Below are 17,102 nucleotides of genomic sequence, written 5' to 3' on the forward strand. Positions count from 1 at the left end.
TCGGACCGATGATCGACAAAGACTGTCCAATCCTCGAAACGCGCGGGCTCGGCAAGCGCTTCTCGATCGGCAGCCGTTTTTCCGCGGAGGGCAGGCGAACCGTCCACGCGGTCGACAATGTCTCCCTCACAGTGCGCCGCGGCGAAACCGTCGGATTGGTCGGCGAGTCCGGGTGCGGCAAGTCCACGCTGGCGCGGTGCCTGGTCAGGCTCTACGACATTTCGGACGGCAAGCTCCTGTTCGAAGGCGACGACATCACCTCGAAATCGCTGTCTGAACTGAGGCCGCTGCGGCGGCGCCTGCAAATGGTCTTCCAGGACCCGTCGGCCTCGCTCAATCCGCGCCGGCGCGTCGGCGACCTGGTGGCCGAACCGCTGCGCATCCATGGCAGGCTTTCATCGCGCGAGATCGCCAGCCGCGTCGCGGAACTCTTCGACCTCGTCGGACTGTTGCCGGACCATGTCATGCGCTTTCCCCATGAATTCTCGGGCGGGCAGCGCCAGCGTGTCGGCATTGCGCGCGCCATCGCCCTCAATCCCGATCTCGTCGTTCTCGACGAACCTGTCTCCGCGCTCGACGTGTCCGTACAGGCGCAGATCGTCAACCTGCTTGCCGATCTGCAGGAGAAGCTGGACCTCACCTATGTCTTCATCGCCCACGACCTGTCCGTGGTGCGTCAGGTCTCGACCCGCATCGCGGTCATGTATCTCGGCTCGATCGTCGAGGAAGGGCCGGCGGAACAGGTGTTTTCAGCCCCGGCCCACCCTTACAGCCAAGCCCTGATCTCGGCCGTTCCCGTCGTGCAGACGACGCCCACTGGGACGCGCAAGCGTATCATCCTGACAGGCGACGTACCGAGCCCGCTCAATCCGCCATCCGGCTGCCGTTTCCATCCCCGATGCCCAATCGCGGTCGAGCGCTGCCGTTCGGAACGGCCGGAGCTGAGGGAGCACCAATCCGGCCGCAAAGCGGCTTGCCACTTCCCGACGGTATAGCCGACCTCATTCCGATCGCCAGAATCTTTAAAAAATTCTTCTTCGCATGGAACAAATCGCCAAGCGGGGCGTTCCATAGGGTTCGATCGAGCGCATCTCGATCGACCGGGAGGAAACAATGGACTACCTGCATTTCTTTGCGCCCGTGCGGATATCGCGCGGGCAGGGGCATCCTGTAGAAGAAGTGGATAGTGTCGCCGAGGCGATGGTTTTCTTGCGTAAATGGCCGACGGGACGACGTGGGCCAGTATATCAGTGCGCGCTGAATTGCTGCTCGGCTGCCCTGTCGGGACAGATGTCGGCGGAGGAAGCCAGAAAGGCGTTCACCGGATTTGCCCGGATCACGCGGCTTCTCGACGATGACATGGCACTGCCGATGGGCAGCGACAACATGGCGAGCATACACGCGCTGCGGCGATAGCCGCCACGCCCTCTGCCTCTGGCGGATCGCGCCCCTTACGGGCGCGATGGAGGTTATGCTTGACCCTCGGGGCAGGTCGGTGGGTATCGCTTCTCAATTCTCCCTGAACCCACGATTGAGCGAATCGCGAACCGGCGCCAACATATAGTCCAGCAGCGTGTGCTCGCCGGTCAGGATCATGACTTCCGCCGGCATGCCGGGCGATAGATGGATGTCATGCAGATCCCTGAGATCGGCCGCGTCGATCTTGACCTTGGCAAGGAAATAAGGCTCTCCGGTTCTCTCGTCCGTCAGCCGGTCAGCCGAAATCGAGGTCAGCAGGCCATGGATTTGCGGCAGGTGTCTGGTTGGATAGGCCGAAAGCACCACACGGGCCGGCATGTCCGGATGCACCACGTCGATATCCGTGGGCTTGATGCGGGAATCGATGATCAGATTGGCCTCGTTCGGGACGATGTCGAGAAGCGCCTGACCGCTGGAGATCACGCCCGATTCCGTTGTTACGCGCAGGTTCATCACCGTTCCGGCGATTGGCGCGACGATGTCCGTCCTCGCCAGCACGTCCTGGCGCGAAGGCAATTGGCTGCGCAATTCGGCGAGATCCGTGCGCGCTTTGGCAAGATCCTCGTTGGCGCTCTCGCTATCCTGCTGACGCAGGTTGAGGAGTTGGAACTGGGTCTCGCCGATCTGCTGATCGTTCTTCGCTATCTGCGCCCGGTTCGATGCCTGGTTGGCTCGAATGTCGGCCTGGGAGCGCTGAAGCGCCAATATCCGCGGCAGGCGTTCGAGGCCCTTCCTGTACATCTCCTGCGCGGAGGCGATCTCCTGGTCGATCAGGCCGAGTTGCTCGGCCTCGGCCGCCATGACATCCCTCGCTCCCGTGCTTTGCTCTTCGATCTGCGCGATGCGTTTGTTGAGGATCTGTGTGCGGCCTTGGCGGGTTGCGAGGCGGCTGTCGAGCAGCGCCTGTTCTTCGGCGACCACCTTGCGCGCGCTCTCGCTGTCGATCGAGGTCAGCTCGTTGGGGAAGGTTATCCGGTCCTGACCGGCAAGTTCCGAAACAAGTCGCGCCTCGGTCGCCAGCAGACGAATATAGCGCCCCTCCAGCTCGTCATATCGCCCTTGCGCATCGGTCGTCTTCAGGCTGATAAGCACTTGACCGACGCTGACTTTATCGCCCTCCTTAACGTGGATCGCGCCGATGATGCCGCCCTCCAGATGCTGGATGGTCTTACGATAACCTTCGGGGCTGACGACGCCGTTGGCAACGACAGCGCTCGCCAGCAGGGCGACGCTTGACCAAGCAGCGGTGCCGCCTACGAAAAGGATGGCCGAAGCGTAGCCCAGCATTCGCGCCGGCCGCGTCCGCAGCTTCAGATTGCGCCTGCTGGCACGGTAGGCGCGCGAGCGTCGCCGGAGCAATCCCGCAATCAAGAGCAGGAAGAGCGCGCCAGCCACCGCCAGCAACATTATGCGAGACGGCGTGTCGGTCCCATCCAACCAAACCGATACCGCTGTGCTGAGGTCGTTGGCGGAGGCGGTCAGCCTGTCGGTGAGTTCGTGCAAGCTGTCCGCCAGCCGGTTCAGCGTCGTCGAGAAGTCGCCAAATCGATCGCTCATGGCTCACTCCGCTGCGTTCAGTTTCGCTGCCGCGTTGGCAACAAGCTTTTCCCGCAAGGCCGCCGGAACCGGAATGCGCCTGGGCGGTCCGCCGAGCGCGCCGAGCACCTCGTCGCGCGTGCCGAACATCGAAACCGATCCGTCATGGAGGAAGACGACATGATCGGCGGTGCGCAGGAGATTGGTCTGGTGGCTGACGAGAATGACGGTGCGGCCCCGCTCCTTCAGTTGCTGGAGCACGTTGAACAGCGCCACTTCGCCTTCACCATCCAGGCCGGTGTTCGGTTCGTCGAGAACGATCAGCTGCGGATCGCCGAACAGTGCCCGGGCCAGCGCGATACGCTGGCGCTGGCCGCGCGAAATGCGAGCGCCATGCGGTCCCACTTCGGTCCGGTAGCCGTTCGGCAGCCGCAGGATCATATCATGATGCCGGCAAGCTGCGCCGCGGCGATGACCGCGTCGCTGTCGACGTCACGCAGGCGCGCGATGTTCTCGCCGATCGTTCCGGGGAACAGCTCGACCTGCTGCGGCAGATAGCCGAGATGCATGCCAAGTTCGTCCGAAGGCCAGTTGCACACCTCCGCGCCATCCAGCCTGACATGGCCGAGCGAAGGCCGCAGCGCGCCGACGATAAGACGACAGAGCGTGGTCTTGCCGGAACCGGACTGGCCGATCACACCGCAGGTCTGGCCCGGCTCAACGCCGAAGCCTATGGCATTGACAAGCGCCTGGGACGTTCCCGGCGCGCAGTAATGCAGGTTCTCGAGCTTCAGCCTGCCTTGTGGGCGGGGCAATGTGATGCCAACGGTTTGCATCGATCTGGTGTCGGCGAAAAGCTTCGTGAGATTGCGGCGCGCGGTTCGCGCGCTGACCAGGCCGCGCCAGGCGCCGATAGAGCGCTCGATCGGCGCCAACGCGCGGCTGAGCAGGATCGAGGCCGCAATCATCGAGCCTGGCGTCAGCTCGCGACGCAGGACGAGATAGGCGCCGAGCCCGAGCACCGCCACTTGGAGCGCTAGGCGAAGCGAACGCGACAAGCTGCCGATGACGGTGGTGCGCCGCAGGAGCCGGGTCTGGATATCCATCAGCGACTGCTGGTTTTCCTCCCAGCGCCGCAGCGCCGGCTCGGACATGCCGAGCGAGCGCAATGTCTCGGCGCCGTCGATGAACTGCCCGACGGCGGTCTGGCTGCGGCGCAGTCCGGCCGCGGCCTCCTGGCTCTTGCGGCGAGTGAGGAAATCATTGGCGAGCGCAGCACAGAACAAAAGCACGGCGCCGGCAAGACCGACCACGCCCAGCGCGGGATGCAGCAACCACATGAACGCCAGGAAGACCGGTGTCCATGGCGCGTCGAGAAAGGTCAGGATGCCGTCGCCGGCGATGAAACCGCGCAGGTCCGCTACGTCCTTCAGGCCGGCTTCGAGGCTGCTGCCGGCGAGCCGCGCGTCCATGGCGCGTTCGATCACCGGAACGCTGAGCTGGTCGTCCAGCCATTGGCTGATATGCCCCAGCATCATACGGCGGGCGTGTTCCAGCATGCCGTAGACGGCGATGGCGCCGACAACGGCCAATGTGAGCCAGAACAATGTGTCGATGGAACCGCTCGACAGTACCCGGTCGTAGATTTGCAGCATGTAAACGGTGCTGGCGAGCAGGAGAAGATTGGAGACCAGGCTGAAGAGGAGGAGGGCGGGGACCTGGTGGCGTGCCAGATGCATTACCTCCTGGAATTGCGGTCTTGGCTGCATCACGGATTTCCCCCGTTTCGATGCTACTGCGAGTGCCCGGGCGCTCAGCTGGGGCGTGGCGGGTGGGGGCAGCAGCAGCTGCTGCCCCCGTAGTTGACCGTCAGGCGATGTCGACGTGGATGAACTGCACGTTGGTCATGTCGCCGTCCGCGTCCGCCACTTGGACGCCGAAGTCGAGGTGCGCGTCCGGTGTCGTGGTCTGGGTCGAGGTGAAGCCGAGGTCGACGATCTTCAGCACATCGTTGTCGGTCGCGTCCCAGTTCACCAGTATGGTCTGGGAGCTACCACCACCAGAGCCAATCGCCCGTTGCAGGTCGATCGCAGTGTTGTCGCCTGTGATCCCGTTGCCGGATTGCATGATCTGGGCACCTTGGATCACCCAGTTCTCGTCGGCAGCGTTGTAGTCGTTCTTTTCGATGATCACGAGGCCGTCGTTGTTATCGAGCGGGAAGTCCGCCGCGTAGGCGGCAGGCACCTGCCCAGTCTTGTAGATATCGGCGTTGGAGATGTAGACCGCCTTGGAGGTGTGCACCGAACTGTCGGTGCTGCTGACCAGTTGAAGAATGACCATCAGGTCCTCGCTGCTGCCGATGCCGTCGAACTTGATCGCCATGTCGCTGGCCGCCTGGGTGGGAACGGTGTCCTCGGTGGCGATGCCGGGACTGTGGTCGAAGAACCGCAGCGTCAGCAATTCGCCCTTCTGGATGGTGTCACCAGCAACCCCGTTCGTACTCTGTGTGGCAGACACCCAATCCTCGTGGCTGTTTGTGACCAGGTCGCCGGGGTTCCATTGGGTGTCGGTAGGTGTCGCGCCGACCCCGTCACTGTCGCCGGTCGTGTTAAGCCCGAACTTAATGGTGTTGGTGGTCGAGTTCGCCGTGAACTGCACGAAGAAGTCACGGTCGGTCGTCTCCGGTGTACTGTCCGCCTCGAAGAGCTTCTCCACCACGATATTCGGGTGGCCGGTATTGCCCGTAGGCTCCTTGGATAGAAGCTCACTGGTGTGAAGAATGTCTTTGGTGAAGCCCTCCACCGCGTCGTTCAAGTTGATGGTGTAGGTGTCATTATCTTTGTCGAAGACAAGGGTGCCGCCCGCCGTTGCCGGGGGGTCGGCGGCCGAGTTGGGGTCGCTGTCGTAAGTGATTTGCCAGTTGAACGATGCCTGATGGGCGTCTTCCGACTGGAGCGTCGCGAACGAGCTGATGAACGGAGTCGCGCCTGGTGCAAGGCCAGTGAGGTTACCACCAAGGCTGAGCTGGATGCCGGAGAGCACGCTGTCCTGGTCGACAAAGTCCGAACCGCCACCCGTGTAGAAGGCAGCCGGATGAGCATCCGCGCCAACGTCGTAGCCGAAGGCTCCTATGGCTGATGCGCTGGTCGTATTGGCTAGAGTCTCGGGGGTGCCGGCAGTGCCGGTCTGGTCGCCGTCGAACGGCACGGTGATCGTCGGAGCATCGTCCTTGAAGATGAGACTCGTGCCGATGTTGACGGTGTCAGAATCCTGATCGCCGTCGCCATCCGTGATGGTTGCCGTCAACGTGATGAGATCATCGGACGTCAATGTTGTCTGCTGATCCGGCCCGGTGTCCGGCGAATGAATGATGGCGCGCTCCTGATCGAGTGTGACGTTACCGTCAATATCCACGCTAACCGTGAACACGACGGCGCCACCGGCTGAGCCGGCACGACCGACCACGGCGCCGCTTTCGACGAAAAGCAGGACGGACTGGCCGCTTAAGGTATCGATTAGGCCGCTGTCGTTCGTGACCAGATTTATTCCGAGCGCATAGCTGATGTCGCCACCATCTGCACCGGCATTGGACTGGAAGGCGGCAGAGAAATCGCCGCTGTTGTCGCCCAGGCTGGACTCGTCAACCGTGATCGTCGGCTTGGTGCCGTCCCCCGTGACGCTCGGGCCGTCATCCCTGATCTGTACCTTATCGCCGATGGCGACGCTGGTGTCGCTGCTGTCTCCGTCGCTGTCGACGGCATGGAGCTTGGCGACCAGCGCGCTGTCGAGCATTGTCTGCACGTCGTCCGCGTCGCCGGGATTCGAGTGGGCAATCGCCAAGTACTGCGCGATGCTGAGAATGCCGTTCTGGTCGATCGAGATAGCGAGCGCGATCGGGTCGCTGGCGACGCTGCCGTCATTGCCGACATCAACCCGGCCTATCACGAGGCCATTCTCGACATTAAGCAGGATATTATGGCCATCAAGCGAATCAAAGCCGGAGTCAGCGTTTGGCCCGCTGACGCCAAGCGACAGCGTCTCTGTGCCAGGTGCGTCCGCGCCGAAGTTCGAGTTAGGCGTGACAGCGGCGGAAGCGCTGGACGCCCAGCCAATAGCCGAGCCAAGCGCCACGAAGGCGGCGGGCAGGGAGCCGAGCGGCTGGTCATCGGAGTTGAGGTCGACACCGGATGTCTCGTCCTGCAGCAGCCTGGCCGTTTCCTCGATCAAACTGGCCGCCGGGCCGTCGTCGTCGAAGTTGATAAAGGAGCCGACTTGTTCGGTGTAGGCGTTGGTTGATTGTCCACCAAAGTGAACTTCCTTCACATCGAAATAATCTTTCTGCGTATCGATGTTCTTGATGGTGAAGCGGTCAAAGGTAGCGTCTGCAGTGAAATCGACCGTCACGCCCTCGCCGACATCATGAAGGATCAGTCCAGGGCCGCTGTCATTAATGGTGATGCCCAGGGCTGCGGCCGTGGTTGTGACGCCGTTCAGTTTGAAGGTCACCGCGGAGATATTTATCTCTGCATCATTGTCATCGCCGGGCAACGCGGCGCCTTCCGCGTTGTCGTTATTGTTGTAGGCGTGGATCTCGATATCGGCCTTGGTATTGGTAGGTGTGGACTGCGAGACCGAAAAACCGGCGCTGATGACAGTTTCGATGTGGCTGCCGTAGTCTGGCGCGAGCGGCGAGTTGGTGAAGTTCTTGCCCGCGCTCTGGGTGCCACCATTGATGAGGTCAATCTGTAGCTCGCGGCCAAAGCGCACGTCCTGGGATGAGACACCCAGGCCTTGCGTGCTGATGTTGACTTCGGCTTGCACGCCATTGTCGTGAGCAGTGACGAGAATCTTCTGTGAGCTCGCCGCATCGGCGTCGAGAATGTACCATTTGTTGTGTCCGGGAGGGGCATCGCCAAGTTGGCTGAAATTGACGACGGTGGTTCCCGAGACCGATGCGAACACCTTGCCGGTCAGATCGATGCGGTCGTCTGGGTCGGCCGGGTTCAGATGGAGCAACGGCACATACTGAACCAGGTAGAGGTCCGCACTCGCGCCGGTGCCATCCAGCCCGAACGAGAAGGCGAGCGGGCCGTTCGCGTCTGGCGCGATGACCAGACTAGAGGTCCCAATGACGCCGATCACTACATTTGGGTGCCCCACGGCTTGGAATAGCCAGACATAATTGCCGTCGGCCGTCTGAATGCCGCTGTTCACACCGACGGTGGTGGAAAACGGGGTTCCGGAGGCGTTCTGCGTAAGAACGACTGAGTCGATGGTTTCCCCCGCGCTCGCCGAGGCCACCACGAAGTTGGACTGGAAGGCGACCTGCGGTGAGGCCAGCCCCCCCGCTCCGTCGCGGCTGAGGAGATATAGCAACGTGCCATTGCTGTTGCCGGTCGGGTCTATTTCACTGGGCTGCTGGAGGCCGGTCGTCTCGTCGATGATGATGTCTTGGGCGAGGATGTCGAGTGCCATCGGAATTCTCCCTGGTTATTGCGGCAGGCCCAAATCGGCCCCAACGCCGACAACCAGCCGCATGGGCGCGCATCCGCCGGTACGGCCGACGCTACGCGTCCTCGTTAAAGAAAGTGGAGTGGTGGAATGGATCGGGGGTAGGGCGTCGAGGGCGTTCCAAGCCCTTCGCTCATGCCCCGGTCAGGCGTTCCCGCGCGGACGTGTCCTGCGCGCGTGGATCATCCGCAGCCGGCGGATGCTATCAGGCAATAAATAGGCCATGATGATGACCCCCCTCCCTTGGCACGCACGGATGTGCATGCCGTCCTCCTTTTATTAGCAATAGCTAAAAAGCTACTCCAATTTGTGGATAATTCAATATGCCTATTGCATTTTTGAAATTAATATGAATCTAAACCGATTCAAACGAGCATCGAACAGCCGTGAATCGCGGCAATGCTCGCCCGCCAAGTGTCTGAAATACAAAGAGAATGCAGTAGATTACAGGCTTCCAAGCTGTTCGGTGATCAACACTGACCAGCCTCGGCAGAGAGCAACTAAAATCAAACATGCTGGAAGCAAAATTCGCTATGGATTGGACGGATCGGTATTGCCGGTTCTTCCGTCGCCAGTTGACGGCCCGCAGGCGAAGATCGACGTGGCCGATCCTCAGGTCGTCAATGAACTCCTATTCTCGCCCAACCTCTCCATCAATGAAACTGGCGCTCTCGATCCTGCTGCTTCTGTTGGTCCCGGGACGGTGACCGCCTCGACACCACGTCTCGTGCAGAGACCGGCAAGGTCGAGTTCGAGGTCCCCGGCATCCGCAGCGAGGGCGTCCAGGCGGTCGACATCGAAATGGCACGCGACGGCGCCACTGCCTATGTCGCGCTCGGTTCGGCCAACCGGGTGGCCGAAGTGGATGCCAAGACGCTGGCGGTGCGCCGCCTCTATCTCGTCGGCCAGCGGCCGTGGCACTTGGCGTTGTCCGATGACCAGAAGCGCCTGGTCAGCGCCAATGGCAATTCCGGCGACATCTCGTTCATCGATCTGGAGAATGAGGAGGTGGTGAAGTCGGTGCCGGTGGGACGCGGCCCCTGGGGAGTGGTGATCGGTCCATGAAGGCGCTGTCGCTCGAGGGCCGTTCAGTTCGGCGGTCGAACTGATACGCTTCACGCTCTATCTGCGCTTCGATCTCGTTTCCGCCCTAAATCGTTCTCGCCTGCCTCGTCGTGTTTTTCCTGGCGGCAGTGGTCGGCTACGACCCCGGCCGCGGCCTGTGGTCCCGGCGCGGCGGCGAGGGCTGATCATTTCAGGGCGTAGAGGTAGGCAGCGATATCACGCGCCTGCTGCTCTGTGATCCCCGTCGATGGCATGGCCGTGTGCGGATTGATCTCCCTGGCCGCTCGTATCCAGCGGATCAGGTTCTCCGGATTGTTCGCCAGCACGCCGGCGATAAAGACCCGGTCGGCAAGGCTGGAATCGAGGCGCGGACCAACCTGGCCTTGTGCCCCCGGCACGCCGGGGATCGTATGGCATCCAGAGCAGCCGTTCGCGATCATGATCGGAATGGCGCGCGCTTCCAAGCCGCCGGTCGCCATGTCCGATTCGTGGCGAACACGATCGCGCCGGTCGGACCACAAGGTCGCTGCGGCGACTGCCGCGGTCAGCAGCAGGATCGCGGCGAGCGCGCCGCCCACCATCCTAGCCAGGCCGGAGCGCATGGCTTGCCTCCCTGATTCCGCTCTTGCTTATCCAAAGGCCGGCAAGCAGCAAGGCGGCTCCGCCATAGATCAGGCCAGCCGGAACCCACATCACCAGTCCGGCGAGCTGCTGGTCCTCGATCGGGGTTAGACCCCAGAGCGCCGCGTCGGCGGCATTCTGCGGGTACCAGAGTCTGGGTGACAACAGCAGCAGCACGCCGAGCAGACCGGTGTGCAGTGACGTGAAGAAGAGATGCATGACCGCGCTGCCATAGGCCTGCTGGCGGCCGGAACGCGGCAAAATCCCCCACCAGAACAGCAGGGCTGTGCCGAGGAAGCTCGCATGCTGGGCATAGTGCAGCACGCCCTGCTGAAGCGCTGCCTCGAACAGGACGGGAACGTGCCAGATCCAGATCGCGATGCCGTGGATGGCGGTTGCGTTGAGGGGGCGGCTGGCAACGGTCCATATCGCATGAAGAGTCCTGCCGTGCGTGAGCCTTCCCGTCCCTCGGCGAAGTCCGGTCGGCAATGCCCATATCAGGGCTGCGCCGGGGCAGGCGGCGACAAGGAGTGGCGCCGCTACCGCCATCAGCAGTTCATGCTCGATCATGTGGGCGGCAAACACCCGTTCGCCAAGCGCATGGATCGGGCTGACCAGCGCTCCGGTCAGCACGCCCCAGCCGGCGGTGAACAACAGAACTTGCCGCGTCCGCTCGGAGCGGCCCCGGCTGCTGCGGCGCCATAGCCGGCTCGCTCCGAGCGCATAGATGAGCGCGATTGCGGCCAAAGGGAGCGTGATGGGAAACGCAAGCGTCCATCCCGCTTCGGGCGCGCCGGCGCCATAGCAGATCGAGGTTGAGAAGAAGGCCTCGAAGCTCATCGCAGGCACTCGTCGAGAATGAGTGCGGCGCTGCCCTGCATGACGATGACGAGGGCAAAAAGCAAAGCCGCAAGAATGCCGAGATCGGCGACGAATTGCTCGGTGCCGCGCGTGCGCTCCGGCTTGAAAGCCGCGCCCCCTTGCCGCCGTGCCCGCCAAGAAAGCATGCCGCCGAGAAGCGAAAGCAAGGCGAGCAGCAATGCGATCGGAAGGACGACCGGCACCTGGCGATTGCACTGCCACGGAACAAGCGCGTAATTCAGCTGCGTCGAGATCGCCCAAGCATGGCTCAAAGCCAGGCCCCGACACGTTTCGACGGTAGGAATTCAGTGCTGTCTTCAATGCTCGGATGAAATCAGCATAGAAAGCGGCGTTTCATCAAGGGGCAAGATCGGCGCGCCTATTGCTATGCATCTTGAAGCGGCTGGTCGGCACGTTGGCGATCGACGACATAGCCAAGTCCTCTGATACATAGCATGTGATGGCGCTGCCCCGGGACTGGATGAGACGGCTGTTCCGACCGGCTTCCAGATCGTGGGAAGAACGTCCGACGAACTGACGGTGTTCCGGCCCGGATGGGCCACTGGCAGTGTTGGCGAGAAGGATGTCTGTGTCGAAAATTCGGATTCGCAAGGGCCAGAGTATTGGAAAGCTTCTATACTGGCAGACCGCGGCAGAGTGATTTCTCATCAGGAGAGTGGGCGAGATGCGGTTTCAAGACAAGGTCGTAGTCGTCACTGGGGGCAATTCCGGAATCGGACGTGGAATAGCGCGGTATTTTGCAAAGGAAGGCGCCAGGCTTGCTCTTGTCGGTCGCGACGATACCAAGGGCTCCGAAGTTGAACTAGAGATCGCGTCTGCCGGCGGAAGAGCTACTTTCTTTCAATGTGATCTGGCAAGCGAGGCGGCAGCAGCGGAATTGGTGGACAAGGTTGCGCAATGGGGCCGCGTGGACGTGGTCGTCAACAATGCCGGGGTCGGCTCGCGCCGGTCAGGCATCGAGGCTAATGAATCACCGGGCCAGCGCTGGTCAAAGTTGCGCGGCCCCAATCTCGATTCGACCTACTTCGTCTCCTCCTACGCGCTTCCGGTGATGCGCGACTGCGGCGGTGGGTCGATCGTAAACATCTCGTCGACTGCCACACTGCACGGAAACTGGGGATTGTACGGCGTTGCGAAGGCGGGAGTGGAGGCGCTCACACGCTCGCTGGCGATAGAAGGTGCGCCATTCGGAATCCGGGCCAATTGTGTCAGCCCCGGCTGGATTGCCACAGAGCTCGATGAAAAGGAACCTGCGTCGAGCATGAATTCCTCGGGCGAATGGGAAGTCCCGCCGGGGGTCTTCAACCGCATGGGAACTCCAAGCGAGATTGCTGCAGCGGTGGCCTTCCTTGCTAGTGAGGAAGCATCGTTCATCACCGGTCAGACGCTTGTGGTCGATGGCGGATTGTCGATACTCGATTACACGTCCTTGTCGCTGCTCAAGACGCGCGGCCCTGCGCTTTTTTCGGGAACGTTGGCAGATGCTCCCAGCGACCGGGAACCGAAGTGACACAAACAAAAGTGCTCATCCAGTTCCGATGCGAAAGATCGAATTGGTTGTGCCTGTGCCCCGCTACTGGCGGGGTTTTTCACGAAAAACCCGATGGGGCCGTGCACCTCAAGGGCGGGCTTACGATCGGGACCTGAGACGCGCGAATGCCATTATGGCCAGCGCCAATGATAGCCGCATCTACAGGTCGGATACATGGCCGCACGAATCAGAAAAGGCAAAGCTCAAAAGAAGCCCTTGCCAACGGAGAGCCGCATGGCTTGAAACGTTCCCTCATGTTCGAAGACATTGGCTAAAGAACGTCAACTGGAGGGTTCGCAGGCACCCTCCGGAAGGCTACGCAAAAGCGCCAAGCTCATCTTGGCGCTTTCACCTATACGGAATGGAAAAGCTCTGGACTCTCAGGATTATCTTGACCCTCAAGACATCGCGTTTTATCGCAGGCAATCGAAAGTTGCTGCGACGCGATCGGCGTCCCGCGCGATGATCCTGAACCGGAAGCCGTGGCGCTCAGGGCGCTCAATTTCTTCAAGATGGAGTGCGCTGCCCCACCGAGCTGGCCACTCGCGCAGGCGCGAAGCCCGAAAGTTGCCGGAACCACCATCGGAAGCGCATCTGGTTGACACATCCGGTTTTGCAAAGCAACTTCGCCGCCGAGGTAAAGCGAGGAGCACACGCCAGAACTGAAGATGCGTGAGCGCCTCGACAGCATCGCAGCCCTGTTGGTCATCGTATCCGGCCCGAGCACGGTGTGATCTGCGCGATGAAGGATAGACTTTCAGCCTGTTCTGACCAAGCGTGAACGTTTGTCCACTGTTACGGCCGGAACCTCTTCGTCGATCACGGTCACCGGACCGACCGGCTCACTGAAAAGATATAATCGTGACCACCCGCCCGCTGCCTCCTTGGTGGCGGGCTTTTTTATTGACACTCGTTCCTCGACTCGAGCTGCTTAGTAGGGCAAGTCGGCGTACTGGTATATGGATACTCGCCCGCTCCGGTCATCTGTCACTTCAAGGAAATAATCCCCCCATCTGTGAAGCGTCAGCGGGCGCCCTGTAGCCTGCTCGGCGGCTCTGAAAGAGGTGCTGGCCTCTACGTGATACTCGGCAAGCATTCGCCCCGAAGATTTCTCGGACCTGATACGCCACGGCCGCCCAACATTCGATTCATCCATTAGGACAGTCTAACGTTTCTGTCGGTCGCCCGGCTTGTACTTTGGTACGGCTGGGTTCTTCCAACGACACTCCTGACATCGTCCGCTGACTCACGCGGCCGGCTTTTTTCCATGCGCTGGAAGTTTGGGCCAACGCAGCGCACTCCAACGTTCGCGCTGGTCAAGGGCACACTTGGTCGGCCCGCGCTTTTCTGCCGAGGGGCGCGGGCTTCAAGTTTGCAGGACGCGCTTGTTGGTTAAATCGAGCGCGGCATGCGATCCTGGACATAGATGGAGCGTGCCAGCACGTCTAGGCGCTTCAGGGCCTCACTCGGTTGATCTGAAACAACCATGTCCTGATCTCTTGCGGCTTTGACAAAGGCTGCGAAAGCGATGGATTGCCGGCAGGTTCCTGCCTGAGCCTCCTCCAGCAAACGCAGTGCCTGTCGATAGGAATGCAAGTGCTTGTTCTTCCATGCGGCCGCATCCATTGCCGCTCTGGCTTCGGCCACCGACGAGATGGCCGTCACCGCTTGGAGGTTCGTAAATTTCATCTTCACAGGCAGGAAAGCGCTCAAGGTCAGACCCTCCTTGACGGTGATAGGCCTTCCAAACTTTTCAGACTGAGATTGGTTGCAATCGCGGCGATTTTTGCGGCGAGAACGGATCTCGCCCGCCAGCTTTTTGCTGCGCCAGCAACCGAGTTTATCTACCCACTCCCCGGCGCACCTCGACACCTCCCCCGGACAAGAGGCGCCGGAGAGTTGTTCTGAACAGCTTTCGAACAAAGCCCGCCACTGTTTTCGCAGTGGCGGGCTTTGTTATCCTTGATAGAGATGTAGTCCGGCTCTGTGCGCAGGCGATTGACAAAGCCTACTGGCTCAGGGCAATTTTCCGCCTTGAGGGGCAACGGGGATTCCCATGAAGAAGACATACGAAAAGCTGAACTGAAGAAGCGCGAGCGACTGGGCAGCATTGCAGCTCAGGTGATCATCATATCCGGCCCGATTGGCAAGGTCTGAGCGCGCGATGAAGAAAACTTATGAAAAGCCAGTCCTGACGAAGCGTGAACGTTTGTCCGCTGTTACGGCCGCTACTTCTTCGTCGATCACCGTCACAGGGCCGATCGATTAGCTGAAAAGATTTGTCGTGCCACAAGCCCGCTGCCTCACTGGTGGCGGGCTTTCTTTGGCTGCGGAACGACAGCGGTCGGGAGATGGCCGCCTTACTCCAGCGGCCTTCCCAAGTGGCTTGCCCGCTGGCTCCGGTCAGCGGGCTTTTTCATGCCCGCAACACTATTTGACCGCGAGGTTAACCATACTGCGGTGGACCCCGCCCGCAGCCGGAACAAGCGGGATTCACCTTTGTTGGGCCCGGGCTATGGACGAGAAAGAGCGATCCGAGGTAATTCCGGTGAGCATTTTGCTAGCTGCGATCAGGTTGCAGGTGGCGCTAGATACGCTCGCGCGCCACAGGCCAGGGAGCCGGATCACGCAGGCCGTTCATAAATGAGCCCTTTGTTTCTTCGGCGCCCCCTCAATTGAGATGCCGCGCCATGATCCCGCTCAGCCATCGGAAAAGGGTGATGTCTCTTGGCCGGTCGTCGGCTTCATTGATCGCCGCTTCCAGCGTCAGCACCATCAGCTCATCTGCTGCCTCGGCTGATTGCGCTCTATAGGAGCGGGTCAGCTGCCTCAACGCAGCGATCAGCCGAGGGTCGGTAGCCCTGGTCCAGTCGCGATCGGTATTCTGCTGAAATGTATGAAGCTGCTTGGGGTGTTCAGACATAGCTTTCCTCCCTGTTGGGCGAAAGCACCTAAATTGACTTCCAAGCATCCGTATGCCGGGGAACGGCGGACGACCGCCCAACGCTACGCTTCCCGCACGGCCTGGCGATAACATATGACGCAGGGGTTTTTGGATGACTGGTTGCCGACGCGTCGCCTGAGAGCTACCGCGCCGGCCAGACGAACCTCAGGTCCGCCGCGCTGGTCACAAGATAGGACGAGCGCTGCGCCGTCAATCTCAGTGATGGGACTTCAGTCGGACTCGATGCAGCCAGGATTCGCGGTATTATTCCGGCTTCTGTCCTGTTTGTAAGTGAGGGCTCCCGATGGGCAGTTTGAAGCGCATACTTCCGCCTGGCCTCACCACTCAAGAGCTTATACGGGCGGTACGTCCCGACCGTCGCCAAGGCGATGTGATCTCTATCGGGGAAACCATCCAGGAGCTTCGCGCGCGCGCGCCCGGTTGCGCCGATAGCGATGAGGCCATTACGGCCGCTATCCTGAAATTTGCAATTGGCCAGGCCTTGGCAGTCAGCTTCGATGGGCGAGAGCTTCCAACGCCGCATTGACGCGCCCTCCGCCGCGCGGGCTCCTCGCCGTCAAGATTCGCTATCTGCCCCGTAGAGCGTACGGTGTCTTGGTCGCCCCCGATTTACAGGCATCGGACGTTTGCAAGTGAACATCATGCTTCGCCCTAGCAGGGAGATGGAAGCATGGGTGCCGTTAAAGAGTTCCTTCGTGACGTCGTTGCCAATATGAGAGTGCCTTATCCATTCAAGGTCGGATATTGGAGCGGGAACGAGGAAGTGGGCGGTCGACAGAGCAAGACGAGCGGCTGGAACGCTTAGTCGAAAACCTCAAATCTGCGCAGGCTGCCCTTCGCAGGCTGGGTGAGCGTTAGCCATACTGCTCCCGGTCTTCTTTGCTCGTGCGTTTGAACGACGACGCTCAAAGACAACAATGGTAGCCTTACCCAAAGCTGGCCGCGGTTGCGCAGCAAGCCGGCTTCTGCCATTTAGGTTGGCGGTTTGCCCCTGCCGGATCAAACGCCGGGGCCGCTGCGGTGCACGACACATCCGGCCTTTTCTGGCCATCCACAGGGGCTCAGCGCGTGCGGGTTGAGACCAAGCGCTGTGCCAGCTTCGTGCACAATGAAAAGCCCGCCGCGGTAGCGACCGATGCCTGATGACACCACCGTGTCGCCTTCGATCTCCTCCAGCGGTACTTCGTCATGAGCGCTCAGCGACCCTTGAGATTTTTCGCCTCGCGTTCCAGCGTCTCGCGGTCGTTGCCGTGCTTCGCAATCAACTCCGCACCTGCGTATTTCACGAGCAAATTCGACCTATCTATCCAGCCTACCTCGCATTCCTGATCGCCGCTCACGCGGCTTCGATCATGATATCCAAGCTTGTTCTTGTCGTCAGTCATGGTTGTTCCTCCACTCCGATTGGTGGCAACGTGGTGCGGTTAGCTTTGTTGCATCGCGCCTGCCATTTGGCGTTTTCGGAACCATTTTAGCTAAAGCTAATTAAAATCAATCGGGATATTGGGAGTG

The 17,102-nt window shown here is 60.9% G+C and carries 14 protein-coding genes; 4 read left to right on the plus strand and 10 right to left on the minus strand.

What is annotated here, in order from left to right:
- The first annotated feature begins 8 nt into the window (after positions 1–8).
- On the plus strand, positions 9–995 hold the full coding sequence (locus FJ950_RS08555) for an oligopeptide/dipeptide ABC transporter ATP-binding protein (protein ID WP_140616445.1): 987 nt from the start codon (positions 9–11) through the stop codon (positions 993–995).
- A 118-nt stretch (positions 996–1,113) separates the two neighbouring features.
- Positions 1,114–1,416, plus strand: coding sequence for a DUF982 domain-containing protein (locus tag FJ950_RS08560; RefSeq protein ID WP_140616446.1), 303 nt, complete (start codon positions 1,114–1,116; stop codon positions 1,414–1,416).
- A gap of 93 nt (positions 1,417–1,509) precedes the next feature.
- Here FJ950_RS08560 and FJ950_RS08565 read toward each other — a convergent pair whose 3' ends face one another.
- From FJ950_RS08565 to FJ950_RS08580, 4 genes are all read right to left on the minus strand, one after another.
- The gene (locus tag FJ950_RS08565; RefSeq protein WP_140616447.1) at positions 1,510–3,036 is read right to left on the minus strand and encodes an HlyD family type I secretion periplasmic adaptor subunit; all 1,527 of its coding nucleotides are present in this window, start codon (positions 3,034–3,036) and stop codon (positions 1,510–1,512) included.
- 3 nt (positions 3,037–3,039) lie between these two features.
- Entirely contained in the window at positions 3,040–3,456 is a 417-nt protein-coding gene (locus FJ950_RS30080; RefSeq protein ID WP_140616448.1) for an ATP-binding cassette domain-containing protein, read from the minus strand.
- On the minus strand, positions 3,453–4,784 hold the full coding sequence (locus FJ950_RS08575) for an ATP-binding cassette domain-containing protein (RefSeq protein ID WP_140616449.1): 1,332 nt from the start codon (positions 4,782–4,784) through the stop codon (positions 3,453–3,455). Before FJ950_RS08575 ends, FJ950_RS30080 begins: the two co-directional genes overlap by 4 nt.
- Before the next feature lie 100 nt (positions 4,785–4,884).
- Entirely contained in the window at positions 4,885–8,490 is a 3,606-nt protein-coding gene (locus FJ950_RS08580) for a DUF5801 repeats-in-toxin domain-containing protein (protein WP_140616450.1), read from the minus strand.
- 837 nt (positions 8,491–9,327) lie between these two features.
- On the opposite strand from FJ950_RS08580, the gene FJ950_RS08585 reads away from it, so the two are divergent.
- Positions 9,328–9,591: a hypothetical protein gene (locus FJ950_RS08585; protein ID WP_224587228.1), complete on the plus strand. Its 264-nt coding sequence runs from the start codon at positions 9,328–9,330 to the stop codon at positions 9,589–9,591.
- 185 nt (positions 9,592–9,776) lie between these two features.
- On the opposite strand, the gene FJ950_RS08595 is transcribed toward FJ950_RS08585, so the two are convergent.
- The 3 genes from FJ950_RS08595 to FJ950_RS08605 are packed head-to-tail and all read right to left on the minus strand — an operon-like array spanning position 9,777 to position 11,345.
- Positions 9,777–10,193, minus strand: a complete 417-nt coding sequence (locus FJ950_RS08595) for a c-type cytochrome (RefSeq protein WP_015317831.1) — start codon at positions 10,191–10,193, stop codon at positions 9,777–9,779.
- The gene (locus tag FJ950_RS08600; protein WP_015317832.1) at positions 10,174–11,052 is read right to left on the minus strand and encodes a cytochrome c oxidase assembly protein; all 879 of its coding nucleotides are present in this window, start codon (positions 11,050–11,052) and stop codon (positions 10,174–10,176) included. The genes FJ950_RS08595 and FJ950_RS08600 overlap by 20 nt, the downstream gene beginning before the upstream one ends.
- The gene (locus FJ950_RS08605; protein ID WP_246677797.1) at positions 11,049–11,345 is read right to left on the minus strand and encodes a hypothetical protein; all 297 of its coding nucleotides are present in this window, start codon (positions 11,343–11,345) and stop codon (positions 11,049–11,051) included. Before FJ950_RS08605 ends, FJ950_RS08600 begins: the two co-directional genes overlap by 4 nt.
- A 413-nt stretch (positions 11,346–11,758) precedes the next feature.
- Here FJ950_RS08605 and FJ950_RS08610 point away from each other — a divergent pair, with 413 nt between their 5' ends.
- Entirely contained in the window at positions 11,759–12,604 is an 846-nt protein-coding gene (locus FJ950_RS08610) for an SDR family NAD(P)-dependent oxidoreductase (protein ID WP_140616452.1), read from the plus strand.
- 1,413 nt (positions 12,605–14,017) lie between these two features.
- Here the strand turns inward: FJ950_RS08610 and FJ950_RS08615 are convergent.
- The 3 genes from FJ950_RS08615 to FJ950_RS08630 all read right to left on the minus strand — a co-directional run bounded on the left by FJ950_RS08615 (position 14,018) and on the right by FJ950_RS08630 (position 16,975).
- Positions 14,018–14,338: a DUF982 domain-containing protein gene (locus FJ950_RS08615; protein ID WP_140616453.1), complete on the minus strand. Its 321-nt coding sequence runs from the start codon at positions 14,336–14,338 to the stop codon at positions 14,018–14,020.
- A gap of 958 nt (positions 14,339–15,296) precedes the next feature.
- On the minus strand, positions 15,297–15,548 hold the full coding sequence (locus FJ950_RS08625; protein WP_140616455.1) for a hypothetical protein: 252 nt from the start codon (positions 15,546–15,548) through the stop codon (positions 15,297–15,299).
- A gap of 1,238 nt (positions 15,549–16,786) precedes the next feature.
- Positions 16,787–16,975: a DUF3606 domain-containing protein gene (locus FJ950_RS08630; protein ID WP_140616456.1), complete on the minus strand. Its 189-nt coding sequence runs from the start codon at positions 16,973–16,975 to the stop codon at positions 16,787–16,789.
- Positions 16,976–17,102 lie beyond the last annotated feature (127 nt).

The organism is Mesorhizobium sp. B2-3-14 (assembly GCF_006442175.1).
Taxonomy (GTDB): domain Bacteria; phylum Pseudomonadota; class Alphaproteobacteria; order Rhizobiales; family Rhizobiaceae; genus Mesorhizobium; species Mesorhizobium australicum.

What these genes read in the sequence shown, in the direction of transcription:
- FJ950_RS08555 (WP_140616445.1), top strand. Translation starts at nt 9, where the DNA reads ATGATCGACAAAGACTGTCCAATCCTCGAAACGCGCGGGCTCGGCAAG.
- FJ950_RS08560 (WP_140616446.1), top strand. Translation starts at nt 1,114, where the DNA reads ATGGACTACCTGCATTTCTTTGCGCCCGTGCGGATATCGCGCGGGCAG.
- FJ950_RS08565 (WP_140616447.1), bottom strand. Translation starts at nt 3,036, where the DNA reads ATGAGCGATCGATTTGGCGACTTCTCGACGACGCTGAACCGGCTGGCG.
- FJ950_RS30080 (WP_140616448.1), bottom strand. Translation starts at nt 3,456, where the DNA reads ATGATCCTGCGGCTGCCGAACGGCTACCGGACCGAAGTGGGACCGCAT.
- FJ950_RS08575 (WP_140616449.1), bottom strand. Translation starts at nt 4,784, where the DNA reads ATGCAGCCAAGACCGCAATTCCAGGAGGTAATGCATCTGGCACGCCAC.
- FJ950_RS08580 (WP_140616450.1), bottom strand. Translation starts at nt 8,490, where the DNA reads ATGGCACTCGACATCCTCGCCCAAGACATCATCATCGACGAGACGACC.
- FJ950_RS08585 (WP_224587228.1), top strand. Translation starts at nt 9,328, where the DNA reads ATGGCACGCGACGGCGCCACTGCCTATGTCGCGCTCGGTTCGGCCAAC.
- FJ950_RS08595 (WP_015317831.1), bottom strand. Translation starts at nt 10,193, where the DNA reads ATGCGCTCCGGCCTGGCTAGGATGGTGGGCGGCGCGCTCGCCGCGATC.
- FJ950_RS08600 (WP_015317832.1), bottom strand. Translation starts at nt 11,052, where the DNA reads ATGAGCTTCGAGGCCTTCTTCTCAACCTCGATCTGCTATGGCGCCGGC.
- FJ950_RS08610 (WP_140616452.1), top strand. Translation starts at nt 11,759, where the DNA reads ATGCGGTTTCAAGACAAGGTCGTAGTCGTCACTGGGGGCAATTCCGGA.
- FJ950_RS08625 (WP_140616455.1), bottom strand. Translation starts at nt 15,548, where the DNA reads ATGTCTGAACACCCCAAGCAGCTTCATACATTTCAGCAGAATACCGAT.
- FJ950_RS08630 (WP_140616456.1), bottom strand. Translation starts at nt 16,975, where the DNA reads ATGACTGACGACAAGAACAAGCTTGGATATCATGATCGAAGCCGCGTG.